Origin of the sequence: Hydrogenophaga laconesensis, assembly GCF_031457235.1 — a bacterium.
Lineage (GTDB): Bacteria > Pseudomonadota > Gammaproteobacteria > Burkholderiales > Burkholderiaceae_C > Hydrogenophaga > Hydrogenophaga laconesensis.
In genome coordinates, this window is record NZ_JAVDWE010000006.1 from 82,493 (window position 1) to 107,543 (window position 25,051).

Below are 25,051 nucleotides of genomic sequence, written 5' to 3' on the forward strand. Positions count from 1 at the left end.
GCGCGGGCGCGCTCGGCTTCATGCCGCCACAGATGGCCGCTGCGCACTACACGCCGAAGGACGTGGTGGGCGATCTGGGTGGCATGCCCGTGACCATTGCTCGCCACATTCCGCATCTGGTGGAGTACGTCGGTGACCCGGGCTGGGGGGAGAAACGCAGAGGCCCGCCGCCTGAGCGCACGCACGCCTCGCGCCTCAAAAGCTTTGGCGTTCACGTGCGCTACCCCGATATGGCCACGCTCTCCAGCCCTGAGCTGTGGAGTGAGTTCGAGAAGAAACGCCTGTACGACCACCGTCACCGGCGTGGCGTGCGATGCACAGTCGGGTGTGATCACCGGCTTCTACATTGCGGACTCCGGCCGAGGTCTGGTGAGCGACATGACCCGCTACATCCCCATCGCGGACTTCCGCGCCGAGGCCAACGTGGCGAACGCGTACGCGATCTACACCACCGAGCCGATCAAGCTGTGGGAAGAGGACATCAACGCGACAGGCAATGAACTCGCGAACCTGATCACCGGCAACCGCGGCAACAACGTGCTCACCGGCGGACGCGGCAACGACACGCTGATGGGGCAGGCCGGCGACGACACCTATGTTTTCGGCAGGGGCGATGGGCAGGACATCGTGTTCGACGCCGATGCGACCCGTGGCAACACGGACGTTCTGCAGCTCAACGGCATCAACCAATCGAACCTGTGGTTCAAGCACGTGGGCAACGACCTGCAGATCGACGTGATGGGCACGACCGACCGCATCACGCTGAAGGACTGGTACGTTCCCGGCGCGACCGGCAGTGACAACCAGATCGAACGCATCAAGACCGCCGAAGGCTACACGCTCTACAACAGCGACGTGGAACAAATGGTGCAGGCCATGGCCTCTTTCGCACCACCCAGCGCCGGCCAGACCAGCTGGACCAACGGGCAACGCAGCAGCACAGGCCAGGTGCTGATCGCCGTGACCCACTAACGCCCCGAAGCAAAAGCAAAAGCGAACGCAGAGGTTTCGGCCTCTGCGTTCGCTCTGTTTTATGAGCATGCAAGCGCCACCCCATTCACAACACCCTCCGGATTCTGCGCTGAACAGCATCGACACGGGCCTTCACTGCCTCCTGCAGATGGCCAGGCTGCACGGTGTGGCCGCAGACCCCGCACAACTTCAACACCAGTTCGGGCGCGATGCCTTTGACGTTCAAACCATGCTGTTGGCAGCCCGCCAACTGGGCCTGAAAGCAAAAGTCGTTCGACAGGCGGTGGACCGCCTGGATCGTGCGCCGCTACCGGCGGTGGCGATCGGTCGCCATGGCGACTTCTTTCTCTTGGGCAAGGTGGACTCCAGTGCCACCCCGATGCGCGCGCTGGTGCAGACGCCAGGGCAGCCTCCCGACATCGTCGACGTGGATGCCCTTCAGCAGCGATGGTCGGGCGAGCTGATCTACTTCACCAGCAAGGCGAGCTTTGCCGCAGACATGGCGAAGTTCGACTTCACCTGGTTCATTCCCGCCATCGTCAAGTACCGCAAGGCGCTGGGTGAAGTCCTTCTGATCTCGCTGGTTCTGCAGGTACTGGGTCTGGTCACACCCATGTTCTTCCAGGTGGTGATGGACAAGGTGCTGGTGAACCAGGCGATGACCACCCTCAACGTGATCGCCGTCGGGCTGATCGCCGCCACCGTGTTCGAAGCCTTGCTCACGGGCATTCGCACCGCCGTCTTCGCCAACACCTGCAGCAAGATCGACGTCGAACTGGGTGCTCGCCTTTTCGGTCACCTGCTGAGCCTGCCCATCAGCTACTTCCAGGCGCGGCGTGCGGGTGATTCGGTGGCCCGCATCCGGGAACTGGAGAACATCCGGAGCTTCCTCACCAGCAATGCGATGACGCTGGTGCTGGATCTGATGTTCTCCGGGATATTTCTCGCGGTGATGTTCTGGTACAGCGTGACACTCACCTGGATCGTTCTGGGTTCGATACCGGTCTACCTCGCGCTCTCGCTGCTGTTCACGCCGATCCTGCGCGCACGGCTCAACGACAAGTTCAACAAGGGCGCCGAGAACCAGTCGTTCCTGGTGGAAAGCCTGGGTGGCATGGACACCATCAAGTCGATGGCGCTGGAGCCGCGCTGGCAGCGCAAATGGGATCAGCAGCTGGCGGGCTATGTGGCCGCCGGTTTGTCGACGGCCAACATTTCTCTGGTGGCCAGCGGCAGCGTCACGCTGGTGAGCAAGCTCGTCACCGTGGCCATCATGTGGCTGGGTGCGCTGCTGGTGATCGACAACCAGTTGACCGTGGGAGAACTGGTTGCCTTCAACATGCTGGCAACCCAGGTGTCGTCTCCCATTCTTCGCATGGCCCAGCTTTGGAACGATTTCCAGCAGGTGGGCATCTCCATGAGCCGGCTGGGCGACATTCTGAACACGCGCACGGAGTCGGCGTCCAGCAAAAGCCGGATGCCCCAGATTGCCGGCTCAATCGAGTTCGACCAGGTGTCGTTCCGCTACCAGCCGGATGCGCAGGATGTCATCCGGTCGGTGTCCTTGAAGATCCGCCCGGGTGAAGTCATCGGCATCGTGGGGCGTTCGGGCTCGGGCAAAAGCACGTTGACCAAACTGGTTCAAAGACTGCATGTGCCGAACCGCGGACGTATCAGTGTGGATGGGCACGACATCGCCGTGGCAGACACCGCTTCGCTGCGGCAGCAGATTGGTGTGGTCTTGCAGGAGAACACGCTCTTCTCTTGCTCCATTCGAGACAACATCGCTCTGAGCGACCCCGCGCTGCCTCTGGAATCGATCACGGCAGCGGCCCGGCTGGCTGGCGCCCATGATTTCATCTGCGAGTTGCCACAGGGCTACGACACCCGGATCGGCGAGAACGGCACAGGCTTGTCCGGCGGGCAGCGGCAACGCATCGCGATTGCCCGCGCGCTCATCTCGAACCCACGCATCCTGATCTTTGACGAGGCCACAAGCGCCCTGGACTACGAGTCGGAGCGTGTCATTCAAGAGAACATGGGTCGCATTGCCGCAGGACGCACGGTGCTCATCATCGCCCACCGGCTGAGCGCCGTAAGGGATGCCCACCGCATCATCGTCATGGAACGGGGGCAGATTGCCGAAGAAGGCTCTCACACCGAGTTGCTGCGGAACCCCCAGGGTATCTACAGCCACCTGAATCGCCTGCAGCACGGCGCAAGTGCAGGGCTTGAGACGGTCGATGGGGTTGCCGCATGAGCGCCATACACCGCGTGCAAGCCGGAGCGGAACTGGTCTTGAAGTACGCCTCGCGCTTCGCCTACTTCTGGAAGCAGCGGCACACTTTGCGATCGGGCTTCTTCAACCAGCACGAGGCCGAGTTCCTGCCGGCGAGGCTGTCACTGCAGGAAGCGCCAGGGTCCGCCGGCCTGCGCTGGTCGGGTCGTGTGCTCATGGCTATCGTGCTCTTTGCCCTGCTGTGGTCCATCTTTGGCAAAGTGGACATCATCGTCAATGCGACCGGCCGCATCATTCCCTCGTCTCGAACAAAGACCATCGGCTCCATCGATGTGGCGAGCGTGCGTGCGCTGCACGTGAGCGAAGGGCAGCGCGTGCGAGCGGGTGACGTGTTGATCGAGCTCGACTCCAGCGCCAGCGATGCCGAGCGCGACAAGGCGGCAGATGCGGTGATACAGGCGCAATTGCAGGTGGCCCGTTCGCAGGCAATGGCGCGCGCGGTAGAGCAGATGAAGCCGCCCACGCTGCCACCGATTTCGGGGTTGCCGGTCGACGCGTGGCAGGCGGCCAGCGTGCAACTCCAGGCCCATTTTGAGGACTTCAGGGCGAAGCTGCATCGCCTGGATGGCGAGGTCGCTCGCTACGCCGAGGCACTTCCACTGGCCACACGCCGTGCCGAGGACATGAAGTCGCTCCTGGAAGGCCATACGGTCTCTCACCACGCCTGGATGGAGGCGGAACAGAGCAGGCTCGATATTTCGGGAAGGCTGCTGGATGTCAGGAATCAGCGCACCGCCTTGATGGCGCAAACGCGCAAGGAGGCATGGGACACGCTGACGGAAGGCAACAAGATCATCGCCGCGGCACAACAGGACCAGCGCCGGGCCCAGGCGCACAGCCGGCTGCTCAAACTGACGTCCCCTGTGGATGGAACCGTGCAACAACTGGCCGTACACACCGTGGGAGGTGTTGTTCCGGCAGCGCAGCCGCTGATGCAGATCGTCCCGCTGGACAACGCGGTTGAAGTTGAGGCGACGATCGACAACAGGGACATTGGATTCGTACGAGAGGGCCAGCCTGCCTCCGTCAAGGTGGAGGCGTTTGACTACACGAAGTACGGAACGATTTCATCGACGGTTCGGCATGTTTCGCAGGATGCGGTTCAGGACGAATCGCGAGGCCCCATTTACACGGCCAGGATTCTCCTCGATCGAAATGCCATTGACGTCGAAGGAAAAGCGATGCCCTTGTCCGCTGGGCTGGTGGTTCAGGTGGATATCAAGACAGGCACGCGAAGGGTGATCGAATACGTTCTCTCCCCGCTGGTGCGTCACACTGGGGAGGCCATGCGTGAGCGTTGAACGTATCGTGGGCGGTGCGAAATGGGCGCTTCTATCGATGGGGTTGGCCGTGAGCACTGCGCAAGCGGGCCTGTGGATGGAACAGGTCACCACGCATTTTTCAGACCCATTGTTCAGTCAGCCGGAGAGGCTGAGTACCGCGAAGGCAATGCCTGGCGATGCCAGCCCGCTGGATTGCGACGCCTCCGTGCCCACTCAAAAGTTGTCACTGACCGAGGCGATTCAACTGGCTTTGTGCCGACATCCGCAAATCCGGGTTGCTGCGGCGTCGATCCGGCGGCAAGCAGCTCAACTGGGAGAATCGCGGGCGGCCTACCTCCCTGTCATCAGCATGGGAGCGAGCCAGCAACGCCAGGTGGCACAACAGCCTGACTCGCAGTTCACTGTGCAGACCGATCGAAAGACCACGTCGCACTTTGTCACTCTGACCTGGCGCCTGCTCGACGGGGGAGGCCGACATGCGAGTCACAGCATGGCCAGGTCGCTTCTGGACGCAGCCGTCGCCACACATGATGCCGAACTGCAGCGGCTCTTCTCCCTGGTCACCGCCGCGTACTTCGACGCACAGACGGCCCGCGCGAACCACGATTTCAGAGCGACAAGTGAAGGCCTGGCCCGGCAGACACTGGATGCCTCGAAAAGGCTGGAGGCCAGAGGCATGGGGTCTCAGTCGCAGACACTGCAGGCCAAGGTGGCACTCGCGAAAGCGGAGCTGGAGCGCGTAAGGGCGAGAGGTGTCCATGAGAAATCCTTGCTCGCGCTGCAGGTGACCATGGCCCTGCCGGCCAGCCAATGGGCCGAACGGAGTTGGGATATCGAAGAAGACTTCGATGAATCCGCCGACGACCTTCAGCAAGCACTTTCTGAATGGGTGACCCTTGCCACACGGCAACACCCTTCCCTGCGAGCGGCGCGATTGGAAGCCGACGCCGCGAGAGACAGGCTTCGCATTGTTCAATCCGAGGGCTTGCCCACGCTGGACTTCACGCAGAGCCGATATGTCAATGGGCGTCCGAATCAAGGCCTGTCAAGCAGCCGCTCCAGGGAAACGGTTACCGGGGTCACCTTGAACATCCCCTTGTTCGAAGGGTTTTCGCGCACGTACAAGGTCAGCGCCGCGCGGGCGCAAATCGACATCCAGGAGGCTGAGCTCTCTCGACTGGAGGCACAGGTTCTCAGTGAAATTGCGAAGGCGCACGCCGAAGCCTCCGCCGCCCTGCAAAACCTCCAGTCTTCCACGGCGCTGCTGGATGCCTCTCGAGAAGCGCTTGCCCACGTGAGACGAAAGTTCGAGGCCGGTGTCGCCGACATTTCAGAGATGCTCCAGGTGCAGGCGTCGCTGGCAGATGCCCAGCAGGAGCGGATTCGCGCGGTATCGGAATGGAGATCTGCACGGCTCCGGTTGCTGGCCAACGCGGGCGTGGCTGGCCTGGCGGCTCTGTAACTGCGTGATGCCCGGCACGGTTGGTTCTCCTTGCGGCCATGCCTTCGGACAAGGGGTCGCAGGAAGTCGTGCGACAATACCGCCTTGTCGGGCACTTCAGTTGGCCCGGCGCCGGCACTTCGCCGGGATGTGCGCAACCTGCTTGCAAGCGTCGACTTCCTGAATCCATCTGCCCAGACTGACCGGGCGCCGCGGCCACCCAAGGCACGGCAACCGGGGTGGCCGATGCCCCCAGCGCCCTGGACGGGCGCCTCACCTACATGACCTTTGACGATCTGAACCTGGCCCCGGCCATCGTGCAAGCGGTGCGCGAACACGGTTACGAAACCCCCACCCCCATCCAGGTGGAAGCCATTCCCGCCGTTTTGACAGGCCGTGACCTGCTCGGCGGCGCCCAGACGGGCACCGGCAAGACTGCTGCCTTCACCCTGCCGATGCTGCACCGCCTGGCGGCATCCGAGCGCGCCACCAGCCGCTTCGGCGGCGTCGGCATCCGCGCCCTGGTGCTCACCCCCACCCGCGAACTGGCCGCCCAGGTCGAGGAATCTGTGCGTGTCTACGGCAAGCACCTCTCGCTGACCTCCACCGTCGTCTTCGGCGGCGTGGGCATGAACCCGCAGATCAACGCCATGAAGCGTGGCGTGGACATTCTGGTGGCCACACCCGGCCGCCTGCTCGACCTGCAGCAGCAAGGCTTCCTGGACCTGTCCACCGTGCAGATCCTGATCCTGGACGAAGCCGACCGCATGCTCGACATGGGTTTCATCCACGACGTGAAGAAGGTGCTGGCCCTGGTGCCCAGCGAAAAGCAGAGCCTGCTGTTCTCGGCCACCTTCAGCGACGAGATCCGCGACCTCGCCAGCGCCCTGCTCAAGGACCCGCAGCACATCCAGGTGACCCCGCGCAACACCACGGTGCAGCGCATCTCGCAGGTCATCCACCCCGTGGGCCGAGGCAAGAAGAAAGCGCTGCTGGTGCACATCATCAACCAGCACAACTGGAGCCAGGTGCTGGTGTTCACACGCACCAAGTTCGGTGCCAACAACGTCGCCGAGTACCTCACCAAGAACGGCATCGAGGCGATGGCGCTGCACGGCAACAAGAGCCAGGGTGCCCGCACCCAGGCGCTGGCCGGCTTCAAGAGCGGCGAGATCCGCGCTTTGGTGGCGACCGACATTGCGGCGCGCGGGATCGACATCGACGAACTGCCGCATGTCGTCAACTACGAAATCCCCAACGTCTGTGAAGACTACGTGCACCGCATCGGCCGCACCGGCCGCGCTGGCAACAGTGGTGAGGCCGTCAACCTCGTGAGCCTGGACGAAGAAGGCTTCATGATGGAGATCGAGCGCTTCACCAAGCAACAGATTCCGGTGCAGATCTTCCAGGAATTCATGCCGGAGCCCGGCGAGAAGGCCGAGCCCATCGCCATGGGCCGCCAGACCATCTGGGGCGGCGCGGGCAAGCCGCCCAGCCGCGAGGTGATGGCGGCAGCCGCCAAGGCAGCCCGCACGGAAATGCTGCAGCGCGTGCGCGAGAAGAAGGCCAATGAGCAGCAGGGCCGTGGCCAGCGCCAGCGGCCTGCCGGCGACGGCAGCCAGCCCGAAGGCGCGCGCGGCGAAGGCCGTCGTGGCAATGGCGGCGGCCAGCGGGCCAACGGCCATGGTGGCGGTGGCAATGGCCAGCGCCAGGGCCAACGCCACGGCGGTCAGCAAGGTCAGCGCCCGCCGCGCGAAGACCGCGGTTTCCGTGAAGACCGGGGCCCGCGCGAGGACCGCGAGCACGGTGCCGAACGCCAGCCCGGCCCGAACGCTCATCTGGGCAGCCTGCGCATCAAGGAGCCGCGTCCTCGTGCCGCGAACCCCGGTGGACAGCCCGATCCGCTGCGCACCAGCATCGACGCCATGCGCACCGGCAACCGCGGTGGCCGTGGCAAGGGGGGTGGCGGCGGGCAACGCGGCGGCAACGGCGGTGGTGGAGCCGATCCGCTGCGCACCAGCTACGGGCGCATCCGCTAGAACGGTTTCGCCACTACAGTGCGGTCATGTCCCTTGACCGCACCACCCCTTCCGGCGCCCCGTCGGCCCCCGCAGGCCACGGGGCGTCGCCACGTTATGCCACCCTCATGGTGGCCACCTGCAACGTGCTCAATCTGGCGCAGGCCGGGCGCCATTTCTACGATGGCCAGGAGCCCTACACCCAGACGGAGTTCGAGCGCAAGGTGGGCTGGCTCGGTGATCGCTTCAAGGTGCTCAACGCGGACGTGCTCGCCGTGCAGGAAGTCTGGGACGAGACCGCGCTGCGCACGGCGGTGGCGCGCAGCGGGCTGCAGTACGGCTTCGTGGCCGTGCCGGGCGCCGAGAACGGCCCGGGGCAGATCGGCGCACAAGGCACACCGCGCGTGGGCATCGTCACGCGCCTGAAGGTCGACGCCATCCAGTCGGTGACCGATTTCCCCGATGCCGCCCGGGTGGAGGTGCCCGGCCTCGGGCTGCACACCCGCTTCGAGCGTCCACCGCTGATCGCCATGCTGCGCCTCAAGCACGGCCAGCCGCTGTGCATCATCACCGCACACCTCAAGAGCAAGCGGCCCAAATTCCTGGAAGATGCCAGCGGCGCGACCATCGAGGACACGGCGGACCCCGCGGTACAGGCCCTGGCCTCCTTGCGCTCACTGGTCATGCGCGCAAGCGAGGCGCTCGCGCTGCGCCTCAAGGTGGTGGAGCTGCTGCACCGCACCCAACTGCCGCTGGTGTTGATGGGTGACCTGAATGACAGCCCGCACAGCGTGACCACACAGCTCATCGCCGCCACCTCCCAGGTGGCGTACGACAAGGGCGCCTACGATCACGCCCTGTTCAGCGCCTGGGATGTGCAGGGCGAAGCCGCGATGCGGCGCGATGTGGCGTACTCGCACATCCACCAGGGCTACCCGGAGGTGCTGGACCAGGTGCTGGTGAGCGAGCAGTTCGTGGCGGCCAGCCGCGGCGCCATCGGCGATGTGCGGCGAGTGGAGGTGTTCAACGACCACCTCTTCGAAGGTCGAGACCGCAGCCGAAGCGACCATGGCTTCGTGCGGGCGCTGTTGCGCCTGAGACTGCCCGCCACGCCGTAGCGGGCCCGCCGGTCATACGGCGGGCGCAGCGGCCTCGCGAATGCGCTTGGCGAGGTGCGCCAGCGCCTCTTCCACCTGGTCGACCAGCACCAGGCAGAGGTCGCCGGGTTTGAGCCGTTCCAGCGCGGCGTCGATGGCCACGAATTCGCCGCGGATTTCCATCACTTCCTGGGTACGGCTCGCACCGGACAGCCCTTCCCGCAGCAGCCTGAGCACTTCGCCATCTTCACGGCCGCGCTGGCAGGCGTCCTGAAACAGCAGCACGTCGTCGAAGGCCTTGCCCAGGATCGTGGTCTGTTCGCGGATGTCCTCGTCGCGGCGGTCGCCCGCTCCGCTGATGACGACGCTGCGCCGGCGCGCCGGCATGGCGTTCACCGCCTCCACCAGGGCGCGCATGGCATCCGGGTTGTGGCCGTAGTCGGCGATCACGGTAGCGCCCCGGTAATCCATCACATTGAAACGGCCGGGCGCGTTGTCGGCATCGTTGGAGAAGCTCGCCAGCCCGCGTGCGATGGTGTCCCAGTCCAGGCCCGCGCACCATGCGGCGCCGATGGCGGCCATCACGTTGTCTTTCTGGAAGCCGATGGTGCCGCCGCGCGTGATGGGCACGCCCTGCAGCGGAATCGCCACCCGCCAGCTGCCTTCGGTGACGAGGATGCGGTCGCCTTCCACGCAGATGGTCCGCTTGCCCTGCACGCGGTGTGCGGCGAGCACGGGGTGGTCGTGGTCCTGGGCGAAGAACACCACGCCGCCGGGGCACTTGGCGGCCATCGCGGCCACGATGGGGTCGGCCGCGTTGAGCACCGCATAACCCGTGGGTGCCACGTTCATCACGATCACGCGCTTGAGCACCGCGAGGTCCTCGACGGTGGTGATGTAGTTCAGGCCCAGGTGGTCGCCAGCGCCCACGTTGGTCACGACCGCGACCTGGCACTGGTCAAAGCCCAGGCCTTCGCGCAGCATGCCGCCCCGGGCGGTTTCCAGCACGGCGGCGTCCACATCGGGATGCAGCAGCACGTTGCGCGCGCTCTTGGGGCCGGAACAGTCACCGCTGTCGATCTGGCGGCCATCCACGTACACGCCGTCGGTGTTGGTCATGCCCACGCGCATGCCGTTGGTGGCCATGAGGTGCGCGATCAGGCGTGTGGTGGTGGTCTTGCCGTTGGTGCCGGTGACGGCCACCAAGGGAATGCGCCCATCGTCGCCGGGTTCGAACATGTGGGCAATCACAGCCTCACCCACCGGTCGCCCCTTGCCGTACGAGGGCGACAGGTGCATGCGCAGGCCGGGTGCGGCGTTGACCTCGACCACGCCACCGTGCTGCTTTTCCAGCGGCACATGCACGGTTTCACAGACCACGTCCACGCCGCAGATGTCGAGGCCGACGGTCTGTGCCGCCGCCACGGCGCGCGCGGCCACGTCGGGGTGCAGGTCATCGGTGACGTCGGTCGCGGTGCCACCCGTGCTCAGGTTGGCGTTGTTGCGCAGCACGACACGCCGGCCGATCTCGGGCACGGACTCGGGCGTGAGTCCCTGAACATCCAGGCGTGCCAGGGCAATGTCGTCGAAACGGATCTTGGTGAGCGAGGTGGCGTGGCCGTCGCCGCGTTTGGGGTCGGCATTGACGAGGTCGACCAGTTCCCGCACCGTGTGCTCGCCATCGCCCAGAACGTGCGGCGGGTCGCGCCGCGAAGCGGCCACCACTTTGTCACCGACCACCAGCAAGCGGTAGTCGCTGCCGGGCAGGAATTTCTCGACCATCACGTCGCCAATCTCGGCGGCCGCCCGGTACCCGAGTTCGAGGTGCTCGCGCGAGACGATGTTGACCGCCACGCCTTTGCCCTGGTTGCCGTCCTGCGGTTTGACGACCACCGGCAGCCCGATTTCCAAGGCCGCGGCCCAGGCATCCTCCACGTCCGTCACGGGTCGGCCTTCGGGCACTGGCACACCGGCTGCTGCGAGCAAGGCCTTGGTCAGGTCCTTGTCCTGCGCGATCGACTCGGACACCGCACTGGTGCTGTCGACCTCGGCGGCCCAGATGCGGCGCTGGCGAGAGCCCCAGCCCAACTGCACCAGGCTGCCCGAGGTGAGGCGCCGGTACGGAATGTTGCGCGCCACGGCGGCATCCACGATGCAGCCGGTGCTCGGGCCCAGGCGCACGTCCTCGTCCAGCGCGCGCAGGCGGGCGATGGCACCTTCCACATCAAACGGCGTGGTCTCGCTGGCGGCTGCCGCTGCGAGCAGCTCGCGGGCCAGGCTGAACGCCAGCTTGCCGACGGCTTCCTCGCTGTACTGCGCCACCACCTGGAACACACCGGGCTCCAGGGTGGCGGCGGTGCGGCTGAAGGAAACCGGACAGCCGGCCTGGGCCTGCAACGCCAACACGGTGTCTTCAAGCACATGGGCCAGCGACAGCCGCTCCTGCGGCGGGTTGCTCGGCTTCAGGGCGCCGATGGTGGGAAAGAGCTCGCGCAGCCGCCGTTCGAAATCCGGCAATGTCTCGATATCGAGCTCGTGCGGTTCGCAGGCCACGATGGCCTCGATGCAGGTGTGGCGACTCCACAGATTGGGACCTCGCAGGGGCCGGATGCGGGAAACGTCCATGAAGGAAGCTGGATGTGAATGAAGGGAGGACTGGCGACTCAGCGCGCCACGTCCAGCGTAACCGGTTCGGCCCGATCGGGTGTCAGCCCCGCCTCGAGACCCGAGGTTTCGATGCCCGCGGCCATCAGCTCGGGCGACACCGAAAGCGCCCAGGCCGCGGCGGCCACCGCCATCACGGTGTGGGGGCCCAGTGCCTTCAGCAGGGTCTGCACGACCGGGCCGTCCAGCCGCACGCGGTGTGCCTTGCGCACGCCTTCGGCCAGCACCAGCGCACCCTCGAACATCGAGACCGTGCGGGAACCCGCCTCTCGGTGCTGCTGCAACGCGGGAGACGCGGCGTCCATGCCATAGAGGATCACGTCACCATCGCACAGCTCGACCATCTCGAGCACGCGGGCATCGTCGGCATTGAGCACGGCCACGCCGTCGGGCAGCACCACATCGACCTGTGTGCGCAGCACGCGGTAGAGCTGGTCGACGTTGTGCACGTCGTGCCGTTCCAGGCCGACCACCGGATCGAGGTCGGTCACCACGCCCACGGTGCAGCGGTCATAGGCCAGGCCATCGTCGAGGATGACGTCCGGGCCGTTCTGCAGGACCACAGTGTCGATCTCGCGGTTCATCAACAGGCGCTGCCCGGCGTCCCAGTGGGCACTGGGCCGGGCGTCGACCTTGCGGTTGCCCAGGAACAGCCCGTCCTGGCAGGCCAGTCCGACCTGGTGGCCGCTCAGGTGCAGAAGCCAGGCCACGAGCCGGGCGATCTCGTTGCTGTGGTGGGAGCCTGTCACGCCCACGATGGGCACACGCCCGTTGCCGCCTTCGTCGAACAGGTGGTCCACGATGGCACGCCCCACCGGGCGCGACAGACCAGTGGCGGGCTTGAGGTGCATCAGCAGGCCGGGGCCGGCGTTCACTTCCACCACCGCACCGCCCTGTTCTTCCAGCGGGCGACCGATATCGCGCGCCACGAGGTCGATGCCGGCCACGTCCAGGCCGACCACGCGGGCCGCCAGCGTGACCGCGTGCGCCACTTCCGGATGCACGTCGTCGGTGCAGTCGATGGCCACATTCCCGTTGCGCTGGATCATCACGCGCCGTCCGGCAGCGGGCACCGAATCGCCCGACAGGCCCTGGCGCTCCAGCAGCAGCCGCATGACCGGCTCCCTGTCCAGGTGGATGGTCTCCAGCGGGAATTCCTCGGCTTCGCCGCGACGCGGGTCGCTGTTGAGCTGGCTGTCGATGAGCTGCGCCACGGTGGAGCGGCCATCACCGAGCACGGACAGGCTCTCGCCGCGTGCCGCCGCCACCACGCGCCCACCCACGACCAGCAGGCGGTGTTCGTCGCCTTCGACGTAGCGTTCGACGATGACCTCGCTGCCCTCCGCATCGGCCACGGTATAGGCTTTCTCCACGTCGCCGCGCTCGGTCAGGTCCAGGCTCACGCCACGGCCATGGTTCGCGTCCGAAGGCTTGACGACCACCGGCAACCCGATGTCCTGTGCGGCTTCCCAGGCGGCCTCGGGGCTGTCGACCACCTGGCCTTCGGGCACCGGCACGCCGCACGACGCCAGCAGGCTCTTGGTGAGGTCCTTGTCGTGCGCGATGTTGCCAGCGATGGCACTGGTGCGATCGGTCTCGGCCGTCCAGATGCGGCGCTGGCGCCGGCCATGGCCGAGCTGGACCAGGTTGCCGCCATTCAGGCGCAAGTGCGGAATACCCCGGTCCGTCGCGGCGGCGACGATGGACGCCGTGCTCGGCCCCAGATAGGTGCGGTCGATCTGCTCCACCAGACGCGCCACCGCTGCAGGCACGTCGAAGGCGGGCTCACCGGCACGCCGGTGGATGGCGGCGAGCAGCAGGGCATGGGCTTCCGTGAGCGCAGCCCGTGCCACGGCCTCATCGCGGGCGCGGAACACCATGCGGTAGACGCCGCGCTTGGTGGTTTCGCGCGTCTGGCCGAAGCCTGTTGGCATACCCGCGAGGTTGAGCAGTTCGATGACGATGTGCTCGAGGATGTGGCCCGCCCATGTGCCTTCGCGCAGGCGCTCGATGAAGCCGCCGCGTTCACCCACGCCACAGTGGTGCTCCACGAGGGCGGGCAGCCACTCGATCAGGCAATCGGTGAGGCCGGGCAGCTTGTTCGAAGGGAAGTCTTCCAGATCACCCAGATCCAGCCAGACTTCGAGAACCGGACGGTAGGTCCAGATATTGGGACCGCGCAGGTAATTGATGCGCAGCAGATTGATGTCGTGTTTAGAGCTCATGTCTCCGACGGGACGCGTGGTTCGGGCGATCAGGCCAGACCGACCGGGGGTTCAGAAGAACTTCGATGCCATCAACGATCACGGGCCCGACATCGGTGAAAATGCAAGGCTCCCTTGTGGGAGCATGCCATTTCTCGCGGTCGACGCCACGCTGTCATCTTCACCATGCTTTCACACTTTCCAGCTGAATCCTCAGCCCCAGGCGCCGACCCTGCGCGGGACGCCCTGCGGACCGCATCAACCCAGCTGGGGGGCGATGATAGCGCTGTCGCCTCGTTGGCGCTGGACTTGGACAGCGATTTACATTTCCGTACGCGCACCCTGTTGTTAACCCGTCAAAAGTTCACGCTCGACGGACAGGAGTGGCCCCTGGCGCCGGGCATGGAGCTGCGGATGAGCGACCACGCTGGCGTGGGCTGCCTCGAATTGCTGAATGCCGACGGCCGTGTCGCTGTCTGGCGCTTCACGATGGGCGAGCAAGGCCGGGCCACGCGGCTGGTCGATCAGTTCCACCGGGTGATGGCCGAACTGGAGCAAAGTTCCGCCTGGCCCCTGGACGAGGTCGGCGTCCGCACCTGCCCGCAGTGCCAGGCCAGCCTGCCACCCGACAGCGACGAATGCCCCGAGTGCGCGCCGGAAACACCCCAGGCGCCGCCATCGACCTGGGTGCTGTTGCGTCTGTGGCGCTTCGCACGGCCCTACCGCTGGACACTGCTCACCGGTTTTCTGCTCACCCTGGCCTCCACCGCTGCCACGCTGGTGCCGCCTTACCTCACCATTCCACTCATGGACCGGGTGCTGATCCCGTTCCAGAACGGCCAGGCCATCGACAGGGGGCTGGTGCTGGCCTTGCTGGGCGGGCTGCTTGGTTCGGCGCTGCTGGCATGGGGCCTGGGCTGGGCGCGCACCTGGCTGCTCGCCCTCGTGTCCGAGCGCATCAGCTCGGACCTGCGCACCACCACCTTCGACCACCTGCTGGAACTCTCGCTCGACTACTTCGGCAGCAAGCGCACCGGCGACCTCATGGCGCGCATCGGCAGCGAGACCGACCGCATCAGCGTGTTCCTCTCCCTGCACGCGCTGGACTTCCTCACCGACGTGCTCATGATCAGCATGACAGCGGTGATCCTTTTTTCGATCAACCCCTGGCTTGCCCTGGTGACCCTGCTGCCCCTGCCCTTCATCGGCTGGCTCATCCACCTCGTGCGTGACCGCCTGCGCACCGGCTTCGAGAAGATCGACCGCGTCTGGGGCGAAGTGACCAACGTGCTGGCCGACACCATTCCAGGTATCCGCGTGGTCAAGGCCTTCGCACAGGAATCGCGCGAAGCCCGGCGCTTCCGGCAGGCCAACGAACACAACCTGGCCGTCAACGACCGCATCAACAAGACCTGGTCGCTGTTCACCCCCACCGTCACCCTGCTCACGGAAATCGGCCTGCTGGTGGTGTGGGCCTTCGGCATCTGGCTGGTGAGCCGCAACGAGATCACGGTGGGCGTGCTCACCGCCTTCATCGCCTACATCGGCCGCTTCTACGGCCGGCTCGATTCGATGAGCCGCATCGTCTCGGTCACGCAGAAGGCCGCCTCCGGTGCCAAGCGCATCTTCGACATCCTGGACCACGTCTCCAACGTGCCCGACCCGGTACAGCCGGTGCCGCTGACGAATGTGAAGGGCGGCCTGCAGATGGAGGGCGTGAGCTTCCGTTATGGCAGCCGCACCGTGATCCGCAACCTGAGCCTGGAGATCCGGCCGGGCGAGATGATCGGGCTGGTCGGCCACAGCGGTTCGGGCAAGAGCACACTGGTCAACCTGCTGTGCCGCTTCTACGACGTGAGCGAGGGTTCCATCCGCATCGACGGCACGGACGTCCGTCGCGTCGCCGTGGCCGACTTCCGTCGCCACATCGGCCTGGTGCTGCAGGAACCCTTCCTCTTCTTCGGCACCATCGCCGAAAACATCGCCTACGGGCGGCCCGACGCCACCCGCGCCGAGATCGTGGCCGCCGCGCGCGCCGCGCACGCACACGAATTCATCCTGAGGCTTCCACAGGGCTACGACTCGCTGGTGGGCGAGCGGGGTCAGGGCCTGTCGGGCGGCGAGCGCCAGCGCATCAGCATCGCTCGCGCGTTGCTGATCGACCCGCGCATCCTGATCCTGGACGAGGCGACCTCGTCGGTCGACACGGAAACGGAAAAGGAAATCCAGAAGGCGCTGGACAACCTGGTGCAGGGCCGCACCACCATCGCCATCGCACACCGGCTTTCCACCCTGCGCAAGGCAGACCGGCTGGTGGTGATGGACCGCGGCCAGGTGGTCGAGATCGGCCCGCACGACGAGCTGATGGCGCTGCGCGGCGCGTACTGGCGGTTGTACGAGGCACAGGCCCGCAAGGAACAGGAAGCCGCCAGCCTGCTCGATGCCGGCATATCCGAGGACGACGCATGAGCCCCCCCGCCTGGCAACTTCAACGCAATGCCTTCGGCCGCCTCGTGCTGACGGATGAGGCCGGTCAGGCGCACGTGGGCGTTGTTCCGGTGCGCGCCTTTCCCATTGGAGCGCCGGACGAAGGCCTTTCGGTGCTGGGCAGCGATGGCCACGAACTGGTGTGGGTGGACCGCCTCTCGGCGCTGCCGGCCGGACCTCGCCAGCTGCTGGAAGAGGAGCTCGCCCAGCGCGAGTTCACACCGGTGATCCAGCGCATCGAAGCGGTGTCCACCTTTTCAACACCCAGCACCTGGAAGGTGACCACCGACCGTGGCCCCACCAGCTTCACGCTGCGCAGTGAAGACGACATCCGCCGCCTGCCCGGCCACGCCTTGCTGATCCTGGGCAGCCACGGCGTGACCTTCGCCGTGCGCGACCGCCTTGCACTGGACGCGAACTCCCGCCGGCTGCTCGACCGGTTCCTTTAAGCGGTTCAGCCGCGCACGAACAGTGTCACCAGCGGCTCATCTCCCACCTGGCGGCTGCGATGGCCGTGCACCGCGGGGTCGAAGGTGGCGCCTTCGGGCAGGGTGTCGGCCGAATAGAAGTGCTGGCCAGCCCGGAAAGCGCGCCAGCTGCCGTCCTGCAGGCCGATCTCCATGCAGCCCTGCAGCACGAACAACCACTGGGCGTCGCCGGTGCAATGGAATTCGCTGCGGAAGCCCACCGGGCTCTGGCGCAACTGACAGGCGGTGGCCGGCAGCAACGGGGACAGCCGTGCCGCTGGCGATCCCTCGCTCAGGGCGATCTCGGTCTCGCGGAAACGCGCGCGGCCATCGGTATCGGTGTACAGAATCACCTGCTGGAATGTGCTCAAAGGAAATCTCCTGAATCCGGGCCGTCGTTTGTACCAGAGGCTTTCGCCGCTTTTCGCTGACACTACGCAACCATGAAAGTTCTACTCGCTGAAGACGATGTCATGCTGGGCCGCAGCATGGAACGCGGCCTGCGCATGGCCGGTTTTTCCGTGGACTGGGCGCACGACGGCCTGCAGACACAGGCCGCCTTGCGCGAGCAGGAGTACGAGGTGGTGCTGCTCGACATCGGCCTGCCCGGCCTGGACGGCCTGCAGCTGCTGCAATGGCTGCGGGCGCAGGACCGGCCGGTGCCCGTGCTGGTGGTCTCGGCACGCGATGCGGTGAGCGACCGGGTGACCGGCCTGAACCTGGGCGCCGACGACTACCTCACCAAGCCCTTCGATCTGGATGAACTGGTGGCCCGTGTGCATGCGCTGGCACGCCGCCGGGCGGGCCGCGCCCAACCCGAGATGCAGTTCGGCCGCCTGATCATGCGCCCGCTGCGACGCGAGGCTCTGCTCGACAACCAGCCGGTGTCCCTGGCCGCGCGCGAATACGACCTGCTGCTCGCCCTGATGGAGAACCCTGGTACCGTGCTTTCGCGCGAGCAGCTGGAGAGCCGCCTCTATGGCTGGCACGAAGAAGTGGCCAGCAATGCGGTGGAGGTGCACGTGCACCACCTGCGGCGCAAGCTGGGCACCGCGTGGATCAAGAACGTGCGAGGCGTGGGTTACAAGCTGGTAGCCGCGGAATGAATTCGATCCGCCAGCGCCTGCTGTTCTGGCAGATCACGGCGCTGGTCGTCACCAGCGTGCTGGTGAGCGGCTTCACCTATTACCTCGCCTGGGAGGCCTTCAACCGGGTGCGCGACTTCGGCATGGAACAGATTGCACATTCGGTGGTGCGACACGGCGTGCGCCCCCACAGCTGGATGCTGGACCGGCCGGAGCACCCAGCGCCACGGGCCACGGCCCGGCCGCAACCCCAGGACAATCCACCCCCCTGGGTCTCGGACGACCTGGGGCGCTTCATCAGCCAGATCTGGTCGGAAGATGGCGAGCTCCTGTACGCCTCGGTCGAAGGTGGTGGCCCACCCCTGCAGGCCATGGGCTTCAACAACATCCAGTGGGCCGGCGAGGCCTGGCGGGTGTACACGCTGGAGGACGACGAGGAGGTTGTCCAGGTGGCCAAGAGCGTGAGGGACCGCGCCAGCACTTTTGCCCAGATGGTGCCCTGGCTGCTGGTGCCCGTGGGCCTGCTGGTGCTCGTGCTGAGCGTGCTGATCCGCGCTGCCGTCAACCGGGCGCTCGCACCGCTCGATGCGCTTCGACAGGACATCCGCCAGCGGGATGAAAAGGATCTCCTTCCCATCGACACCCGGGGCCTCCCCGAAGAAGTGGCGCCTCTGGGGCAGGCGCTCAACCAGTTGCTCGAACGTGTGACGCGCCTGCTCTCCCGCCAGCGACAGATGCTGGCCGACGCAGCGCACGAGCTGAACACACCGCTGGCCGCCGTCAAGCTGCAGGCGCAGCTGACCCGTCGCGCGCCCGAGCACGAACGCGGCGCGGCACTGGACGAACTGGACCGCGGTATCACCCGCAGCACGCACCTGGTGACCCAGTTGCTGCAGATGGCGCGGCTGGAGGCCGATGGGCGAGAACGGCAGCCGGTGCCGGTGCGCCTGTGCCAGCTCGCGGCAGACACCGTGAGCGCGTTCTCGGCACGCGCCGAGGCCCGGGGCATCGACCTCGGGCTGGACACCTGCGAGACCGCCACGGTGCTGGCCGACCCCCACGATCTGCAGGTGCTGCTGGACAATCTGGTGGACAACGCCCTGCGCCACACGCCCCCGGGCAGCCAGGTCGATCTGCGCGTTGAAAGGGAGGCCAACCGGGTGACCCTGATCGTCAACGACAACGGCCCCGGGATCCCTGAAGCCGATCGCCCGCGCGTGCTGGAGCGTTTCGTGCGCCTGAATCCGCGCGACGACGCCACCGGCAGCGGCCTCGGGCTGGCCATCGTGGCCCAGATCGCCCAACAGAACGGGGGGCTGCTGACCTTGGCCAGCAGCCCCCCGGGCGGCCTGAGCGTGCGCGTCTCGTTCAGCGCACACCCGGCGGATACGGCATCGCCCGACGGGACGATGCCTGCGACGGCTTAGCCGCCGTTGGCGCGGCGCGACTCGACCGCCTGGGCCCGCACCTCTTCACGCGACTGGCCCTGTGCCACCACCGGCTGCGGGTAGCGGTTGGGGTACAGCTGGTTGAACTTCGCACCGGTTTCGCCATCGGCGATCAGGTCACCGTTGCGGATGGCTTCGGCCAGTTCGGCCTTCACCTGTTCGCGGGTCTTGCCCACGGCCACGGTGGTGGCGGGCGTTTCGGCGCGAACGGTGGCGTACTGAGCAGGTGCCACATCCTTGAATTTGGCACCGGTTTCGCCATCGGCGATCAGGTCGCCATTGCGCACGGCTTCAGCCAGTTCGGCCTTCACATCAGCGCGGCTCTTGCCAGCGACGACTGCGGGCTGGGCGTACAGGGCCGGGAACAGCTGGTTGAAGCGGGCACCGGTTTCGCCATCGGCGATCAGATCACCGTTGCGCACGGCTTCGGCCAGTTCGGCGCGCACTTGTTCGCGGGTCTTGGCGGCAGCAGGGTCGGCGGCCAGAGCGTGACCGGCAACGAGGGTGGAGAGAGCGATGGCAACAACAGACAGACGGGTTTTCATGACAGTTTCCTTTGAGAGGGTTGAACATGCCGGTCGGTCCGTTGTGCGGTCTGGCCGGCTTCGATGCCTCTGCGGAGGGTTTGCGTGCATCGATGGGATGAACTGTAAAGTTTCCGACCGTGATGAAAAATAGCAGCCAAAAGACTGGTGTGTTTCTGTTTCAGCAATAATCATCCGTTCTTCACCCGGGTAAACCCTTTAAAGGAGACTTTCCATGGACCGCCTGGCCTCGATGCGCGTTTTCCAGAAAGTGATCGATGAGGGCGGTTTCGCCGCCGCCGGCCGCGCGCTCGACATGTCGCCTGCCGTGGTCACCCGGCTCGTGGCCGACCTGGAAGACCATCTGGGCACCCGACTGCTCCACCGCACAACACGGCGCGTCTCCCTCACCGACGCGGGCGAGAGCTATCTCGACCGGGTCCGCGTGATCCTGCAGGACCTCGACGAAGCCAACGATCTGGTGAGTTCGCAGACCAGCGAACTGGCCGGTGTGTTGCGCCTGCTGGCGCCGCCGGTGCTGGCCACCCACGTGCTCGCGCCACTGGTCAGCGGCTTCCGGCAGGCGTACCCCAAGATCCTGCTCGACATCGACGTGGAGTCCCACCGCGAACCACCGATCCAGGACTACGACATCACGCTGATGGGGGCCAAGGCCTCGTTCGATGCGAACGTGATCGCGCGCAAGGTGCTCTCCAGCGTCACCGTGCTGCTCGCCTCGCCCGACTACCTGCGGCGCAAGGGAACCCCCATCCGGCCGGAGGACCTGGAGCAGCACGACTGCCTGCGCTTCAAGCCACCAGGCGGCCGCACGCGGGCATGGCGGCTGCTGCACGAGACGGATGAAGCGCGTTTTGTCGATATCGATGTGCAGCCGGTGCTGTGGGCCAACCACACCGACACCCTGATGCACGCGGCGCTCGACGGCGCGGGCATCACCGCCACCACCATCGAGCTGGCCGCCCCCCTGATCCAGAACGGTGATCTGGTGCGCGTGCTCAACCCCTGGATCACCGACCGTCTGGCCATGTACGCAGCCCTGCCGAGCCGCAAGTTCATGCCGCGCCGCACCGGTGTCTTCCTGGACTACCTCATTGAGCAGACCCGCACGCGCGTGAGCAGCGCACTGGCCACCTGCAGCACCTGCTGAAGCACACCGTTACACAAAAGGGGACCGGCCTCAACCCCGTTGAGGAGGTTGATTCGTTTCAGTGGGCTCCATCCACTTTCCGGAGCCCTCATGAAACCCCCGCCCTCCGTCAGACTCGCCATTTCTCTTGCCGTCGCACTCGCGGCGCTGTCCACCGCATCGGCGCACGCCATCGGCCGCCTGGCCGATATTCAGGTGATCGACCGCGACAGCGGTGAAACGCTCGCGGTGTACCGGCATCAGGGCGAACACTGGGTCGCCGGGCGCCCCGGCGCACGCTACGCGGTATCGGTGCGCAACGCCACGGGCGGCCGTGTGCTCGGCGTGGTGTCGGTCGATGGCGTGAACGTGATCTCGGGCGAAACCGCCGCCTGGCAGCAGACCGGCTACGTGCTCTCGCCCTGGCAACAGCACGCCATCACCGGGTGGCGCAAGAGCGACACCGAGGTGGCGGCCTTCCACTTCACGGCGTCCAGCGCGTCTTACGCCGAGCGCACGGGTCGACCCGCGCACGTCGGCGTGATCGGCGTGGCCGTGTTCCGTGAAAAGCCGCTCCCGCCGCCTCCGCCGGCCGTCACGCCATGGCCCTCGCCGAGAGAGCAAGGTGCGGCCGAGCAGCGCTCCTCATCGGCCCCGGCCAGCGCCACCGACACCCTGGCCGAAACACAGGCCGGCGCCGGCGAAGCGCCGCGAGAGCGTCCCGGGTCGCTCGCCGCCCGCCGCATGGGACCTGCCGCGCCGATGCCTGCGCCCCGGCTGGGCACGGGACATGGCGCACGCGAGAACGCGCCCATCACGCACACCACCTTCGAGCGACGCAGCGACCGGCCCGACGAAGTGATCCGCCTGCGCTACGACAGCCGCGAGAACCTCATCGCCATGGGCATCATCCCCACGCAGGCCATGCCGCCCAGGCCGAACCCGTTTCCCGGTGCGGTGCACCCCGGCTACGCACCCGATCCGAGTTGAGGTGCGTCCAACATAATCCGGCATGAGCTCCGAGGCCGTGCCGGACGAAACGCTGATGCTGGCCTTTGCCGCCGGGGATGCGCTCGCCTTCGAAACCCTGTACGACCGCCATGCCCTGCCGGTGTGGCGGTTCGTGCAGCGCAGCCTGCACGACACCGCGCTCGCCGATGACCTGGTGCAGGACGTGTGGTTCTCCCTCGTGCGACAGGCCCCGCAGTACCTGCCTCGCGCGCGGTTCCGCACCTGGCTTTTCACCCTGGCCCACCACCGCCTGGTGGACCACTGGCGCACGCACAAGGTCCACGCCAGTCTGGACGCCGAAACCGAAGACGGTGCCGCCCTGGCGGACACCCTGGCAGCGGACTCGGGCTTCGGCCCGGTGCGCCAGATGCAATCGCGCGAACAGGCGCAGGCCCTGCTCGACGCCCTCGACGCCCTGCCCCTACCCCAACGCGAGGCTTTCCTGCTGCAGGCGGAAGGCGGCTTGAGCCTGGCCGAGATCGCGCAGGCCACCGGCGTGAGCGCCGAGACCGCCAAGAGCCGTCTGCGCTACGCGCGCGAACGCCTGCGCCAAGCCCTGGAGGCGTTCACATGAAGCCACAAGACGATCTGCTGCAACGCTACCGCGAAGCCAACGCGCACGATCCCGCCCGGCCCGGTCCCGCCGTGCGCGAGAACGTGCTGGCGCAGGCGCGCGCCGCCGCACAAACCCACAAGGCGCCGGGCCAGCACCGCTCGCCCGCCGTCAACGACACCGCCTGGCGCTGGCGCGCACTGGGTGGGCTGGCGGTGCTCGGTCTGGCCACCCTGGTGGTGCTGCAGTTCGAACGCGGCACACCCGAGGAACGCGAGGCGGCGCTCGGCGAAGCGGCAGCACCCGGCCGCAACGCCGCGCCAGCCCCCATCGCACCCGCACCTTCGCCAGTCCCGGCCGCCGCACCGGAACCGGCCCCCTCCGTCGCGCCAGAAGCCGCGGCACCCGCCCCACCCACGGCACCGGCAAGCCCGCCCGCGGTGACGCCGCACGCCGTCACACCGGCCGGGCGCCGCACCGCGCCCGCCAGCCCGCCGCCACCTTCGACGCAGGCCGCGCCCGCAGAAGCCGCACCCCGGTCGCAAGCGGTCGACAGCACGGCGGCACCCCGGCCTGCGCCGCGGCCCGCCCCGGCACCCACGCCCGAAGACCACGACAGCGCATCCGCCGGGCTGGCTGCCGCTGTCCCGCGGGCACGCAGCCTCGCGCGGGAAGAAGCACCCGCCACGCTATCGGCACGCCGGGCCGCGTCCACCCCGCAGCCGGCGCCGCCCCGCGCGCCCACCGCGGGCCTGCTGGAGGCCGCCGCCCGCGGCGCAGTGGCCGATGTGCGCGAGGCCCTGGCCCAGGGGGCCAATGTGGACGAAGCCGATGCCCTGGGCCGCAACGCCCTCATGCTGGCGGCGCTGCGCGGCGACGCGACGCTGCTGCGCGTGCTGCTGGACGCCGGCGCCGACCCGCAACGCACCGACCGCGACGGCCTGCGTGCCGCCGATCTCGCGCGCCAGGCTGGCCACGAGGCGCTGCTGCCTCTGCTGGAAGCGCGCATGCCACGCTGAGCCCGACCGCTACCATGGACGCATGAACACCCACGCTCTCCATCCCACTCCTGTGAATTTCGGACACCAGGGACGCGTCGTGCTTGTCACCGGAGGGTCCCGGGGCATTGGCGAGGCGTGTGCGCGCCGCTTCGCGCGCGAAGGCGCCAGGCTGGTGATCGCGGACGTGGCCGACGCGCCAGGCCGCGCACTGGCCCGCGACATCGGCGGCACCTACATGCATTGCGACGTGGGCGACAAGGCCGACGTGGACGCGATCGTGGCGCTGGCGCTGTCCACGCACGGCCGCATCGACGTGCTCGTCAACAACGCCGGCATCTTCAAGGCGGCCGACTTCCTCGAGGTGACCGAGGACGACTTCGACGAGGTGCTGCGCGTGAACCTGAAGGGAGCCTTCCTCATGGGCCAGGCGGTCGCGCGGGCCATGCGCGGCACCGGGGGCGGCAGCATCGTGAACATGAGCTCGGTCAATGGGGTGATGGCCATCCCGAACATCGCCAGCTACAACGTGAGCAAGGGCGGCATCAACCAGCTCACGCGCGCGATGGCGCTGTCACTGGCCGACCACGGCATCCGCGTGAACGCGGTCGCACCTGGCACCATCGCCACCGAACTGGCCGCCCAGGCGGTGCTCACCAGCGAAGAGGCGCGCCACAAGATCCTGAGCCGCACGCCACTGAAACGGTTGGGCGGGCCCGACGAGGTTGCCGATGTGGTGGCTTGGCTGGCGAGCGACGCGGCCAGCTACGTGACGGGCGAGATCGTCACCGTCGACGGCGGCCGCATGGCACTCAACTACACCGTCCCCGTCTGAGCCCCTGCACCCGTCTTACACCTTCTTACGACCCGATACGCCCGGAAGGCGTGCCGGGATGCGTTGTCCGGCAGACTTGTGTCCCTTGGTGCCAACCGCCGGATGGTTGGCCGTGTGAGAGCAACCGAAAGAGGACGCCCATGAAACAGCCACTGGGTGTGATCGTGACCGCAGCCCTGGTGGGCCTGGCCCCGTTCACCATCGGCGCGACCGAGCGCAGCACCACCAACAAGGCCGCCCCGGCGAAAACCAGGCCGGCGGCCGCGAAACCCGTCACCGCCAAACCCGCCCCTGCCACCCCGGCCCCCAGCGCGGACCACAGCGGCCCTGGCGGCGATACCGTCGTGCATGGCTTCTTTCAAGGCTGGGCGAACGGCATGAACCGCGGGGCTCGCGCCATCGGCCTGGACAAGGACCCGCTGGAGGGCCGCCTGCCCGGAGGCAAAGGCATTCAGCGGCGCACCAACGAAGGGCCATTCGACAACGACCCCACCCGCTGAACAAGAACGCTTGCCGTG

The 25,051-nt window shown here is 66.9% G+C and carries 20 protein-coding genes; 16 read left to right on the plus strand and 4 right to left on the minus strand.

The window, feature by feature from the left end; genetic code table 11:
* The first annotated feature begins 261 nt into the window (after positions 1–261).
* The 6 genes from J2X09_RS12195 (at position 262) to J2X09_RS12220 (ending at position 9,131) form a co-directional block, all read left to right on the plus strand.
* Positions 262–972: a calcium-binding protein gene (locus J2X09_RS12195; protein WP_310308384.1), complete on the plus strand. Its 711-nt coding sequence runs from the start codon at positions 262–264 to the stop codon at positions 970–972.
* A 61-nt stretch (positions 973–1,033) separates the two neighbouring features.
* Positions 1,034–3,232 (plus strand): type I secretion system permease/ATPase, encoded by a 2,199-nt coding sequence (locus J2X09_RS12200; protein WP_310308385.1) that lies wholly within the window; start codon positions 1,034–1,036, stop codon positions 3,230–3,232.
* Entirely contained in the window at positions 3,229–4,572 is a 1,344-nt protein-coding gene (locus tag J2X09_RS12205; protein WP_204733823.1) for an HlyD family type I secretion periplasmic adaptor subunit, read from the plus strand. The genes J2X09_RS12200 and J2X09_RS12205 overlap by 4 nt, the downstream gene beginning before the upstream one ends.
* Positions 4,562–6,016, plus strand: coding sequence for a TolC family protein (locus tag J2X09_RS12210; RefSeq protein WP_310308386.1), 1,455 nt, complete (start codon positions 4,562–4,564; stop codon positions 6,014–6,016). Before J2X09_RS12205 ends, J2X09_RS12210 begins: the two co-directional genes overlap by 11 nt.
* Before the next feature lie 260 nt (positions 6,017–6,276).
* Positions 6,277–8,034, plus strand: a complete 1,758-nt coding sequence (locus J2X09_RS12215) for a DEAD/DEAH box helicase (RefSeq protein WP_204733924.1) — start codon at positions 6,277–6,279, stop codon at positions 8,032–8,034.
* A gap of 107 nt (positions 8,035–8,141) precedes the next feature.
* Positions 8,142–9,131, plus strand: a complete 990-nt coding sequence (locus tag J2X09_RS12220) for an endonuclease/exonuclease/phosphatase family protein (RefSeq protein WP_310308490.1) — start codon at positions 8,142–8,144, stop codon at positions 9,129–9,131.
* 12 nt (positions 9,132–9,143) lie between these two features.
* On the opposite strand, the gene cphA is transcribed toward J2X09_RS12220, so the two are convergent.
* Together cphA and J2X09_RS12230 are read right to left on the minus strand one after the other, a co-directional pair.
* On the minus strand, positions 9,144–11,735 hold the full coding sequence (cphA, locus tag J2X09_RS12225) for a cyanophycin synthetase (RefSeq protein ID WP_204733821.1): 2,592 nt from the start codon (positions 11,733–11,735) through the stop codon (positions 9,144–9,146).
* A gap of 38 nt (positions 11,736–11,773) precedes the next feature.
* Positions 11,774–13,999 carry a cyanophycin synthetase gene (locus tag J2X09_RS12230; RefSeq protein ID WP_204733820.1) on the minus strand — a complete coding sequence of 742 codons (2,226 nt, stop codon included), beginning with the start codon at positions 13,997–13,999 and terminating at the stop codon, positions 11,774–11,776.
* A gap of 165 nt (positions 14,000–14,164) precedes the next feature.
* Between J2X09_RS12230 and J2X09_RS12235 the strand changes: the two genes are divergently transcribed.
* Entirely contained in the window at positions 14,165–16,447 is a 2,283-nt protein-coding gene (locus J2X09_RS12235) for a cyanophycin metabolism-associated ABC transporter (protein WP_204733819.1), read from the plus strand.
* A complete protein-coding gene (locus J2X09_RS12240; protein WP_204733818.1) occupies positions 16,444–16,914 on the plus strand; it encodes a cyanophycin metabolism-associated DUF1854 family protein in 471 nt (156 codons plus the stop codon). Before J2X09_RS12235 ends, J2X09_RS12240 begins: the two co-directional genes overlap by 4 nt.
* Positions 16,915–16,919: 5 nt before the next feature.
* Here the strand turns inward: J2X09_RS12240 and J2X09_RS12245 are convergent, their stop codons facing one another.
* On the minus strand, positions 16,920–17,303 hold the full coding sequence (locus tag J2X09_RS12245; RefSeq protein WP_204733817.1) for a cupin domain-containing protein: 384 nt from the start codon (positions 17,301–17,303) through the stop codon (positions 16,920–16,922).
* A gap of 72 nt (positions 17,304–17,375) precedes the next feature.
* Here J2X09_RS12245 and J2X09_RS12250 point away from each other — a divergent pair, with 72 nt between their 5' ends.
* Together J2X09_RS12250 and J2X09_RS12255 are read left to right on the plus strand one after the other, a co-directional pair.
* On the plus strand, positions 17,376–18,038 hold the full coding sequence (locus J2X09_RS12250; RefSeq protein WP_204733816.1) for a response regulator transcription factor: 663 nt from the start codon (positions 17,376–17,378) through the stop codon (positions 18,036–18,038).
* Entirely contained in the window at positions 18,035–19,444 is a 1,410-nt protein-coding gene (locus J2X09_RS12255; RefSeq protein WP_204733815.1) for a sensor histidine kinase, read from the plus strand. Before J2X09_RS12250 ends, J2X09_RS12255 begins: the two co-directional genes overlap by 4 nt.
* Here the strand turns inward: J2X09_RS12255 and J2X09_RS12260 are convergent.
* A complete protein-coding gene (locus J2X09_RS12260) occupies positions 19,441–20,010 on the minus strand; it encodes a DUF4148 domain-containing protein (RefSeq protein ID WP_204733814.1) in 570 nt (189 codons plus the stop codon). The two genes, J2X09_RS12255 and J2X09_RS12260, sit on opposite strands and share 4 nt — an antisense overlap.
* Positions 20,011–20,224: 214 nt before the next feature.
* Here J2X09_RS12260 and J2X09_RS12265 point away from each other — a divergent pair, with 214 nt between their 5' ends.
* The 6 genes from J2X09_RS12265 (at position 20,225) to J2X09_RS12290 (ending at position 25,033) form a co-directional block, all read left to right on the plus strand.
* Positions 20,225–21,157, plus strand: coding sequence for a LysR family transcriptional regulator (locus tag J2X09_RS12265; RefSeq protein WP_204733813.1), 933 nt, complete (start codon positions 20,225–20,227; stop codon positions 21,155–21,157).
* 90 nt (positions 21,158–21,247) lie between these two features.
* Entirely contained in the window at positions 21,248–22,126 is an 879-nt protein-coding gene (locus tag J2X09_RS12270) for a hypothetical protein (protein ID WP_204733812.1), read from the plus strand.
* A gap of 22 nt (positions 22,127–22,148) precedes the next feature.
* A complete protein-coding gene (locus J2X09_RS12275) occupies positions 22,149–22,721 on the plus strand; it encodes an RNA polymerase sigma factor (protein ID WP_204733811.1) in 573 nt (190 codons plus the stop codon).
* Positions 22,718–23,719 carry an ankyrin repeat domain-containing protein gene (locus J2X09_RS12280; protein WP_204733810.1) on the plus strand — a complete coding sequence of 334 codons (1,002 nt, stop codon included), beginning with the start codon at positions 22,718–22,720 and terminating at the stop codon, positions 23,717–23,719. Before J2X09_RS12275 ends, J2X09_RS12280 begins: the two co-directional genes overlap by 4 nt.
* 22 nt (positions 23,720–23,741) lie before the next feature.
* On the plus strand, positions 23,742–24,533 hold the full coding sequence (locus J2X09_RS12285; protein ID WP_204733809.1) for an SDR family NAD(P)-dependent oxidoreductase: 792 nt from the start codon (positions 23,742–23,744) through the stop codon (positions 24,531–24,533).
* A gap of 140 nt (positions 24,534–24,673) precedes the next feature.
* Entirely contained in the window at positions 24,674–25,033 is a 360-nt protein-coding gene (locus J2X09_RS12290) for a hypothetical protein (protein WP_204733808.1), read from the plus strand.
* The last annotated feature ends 18 nt before the right edge of the window (positions 25,034–25,051 follow it).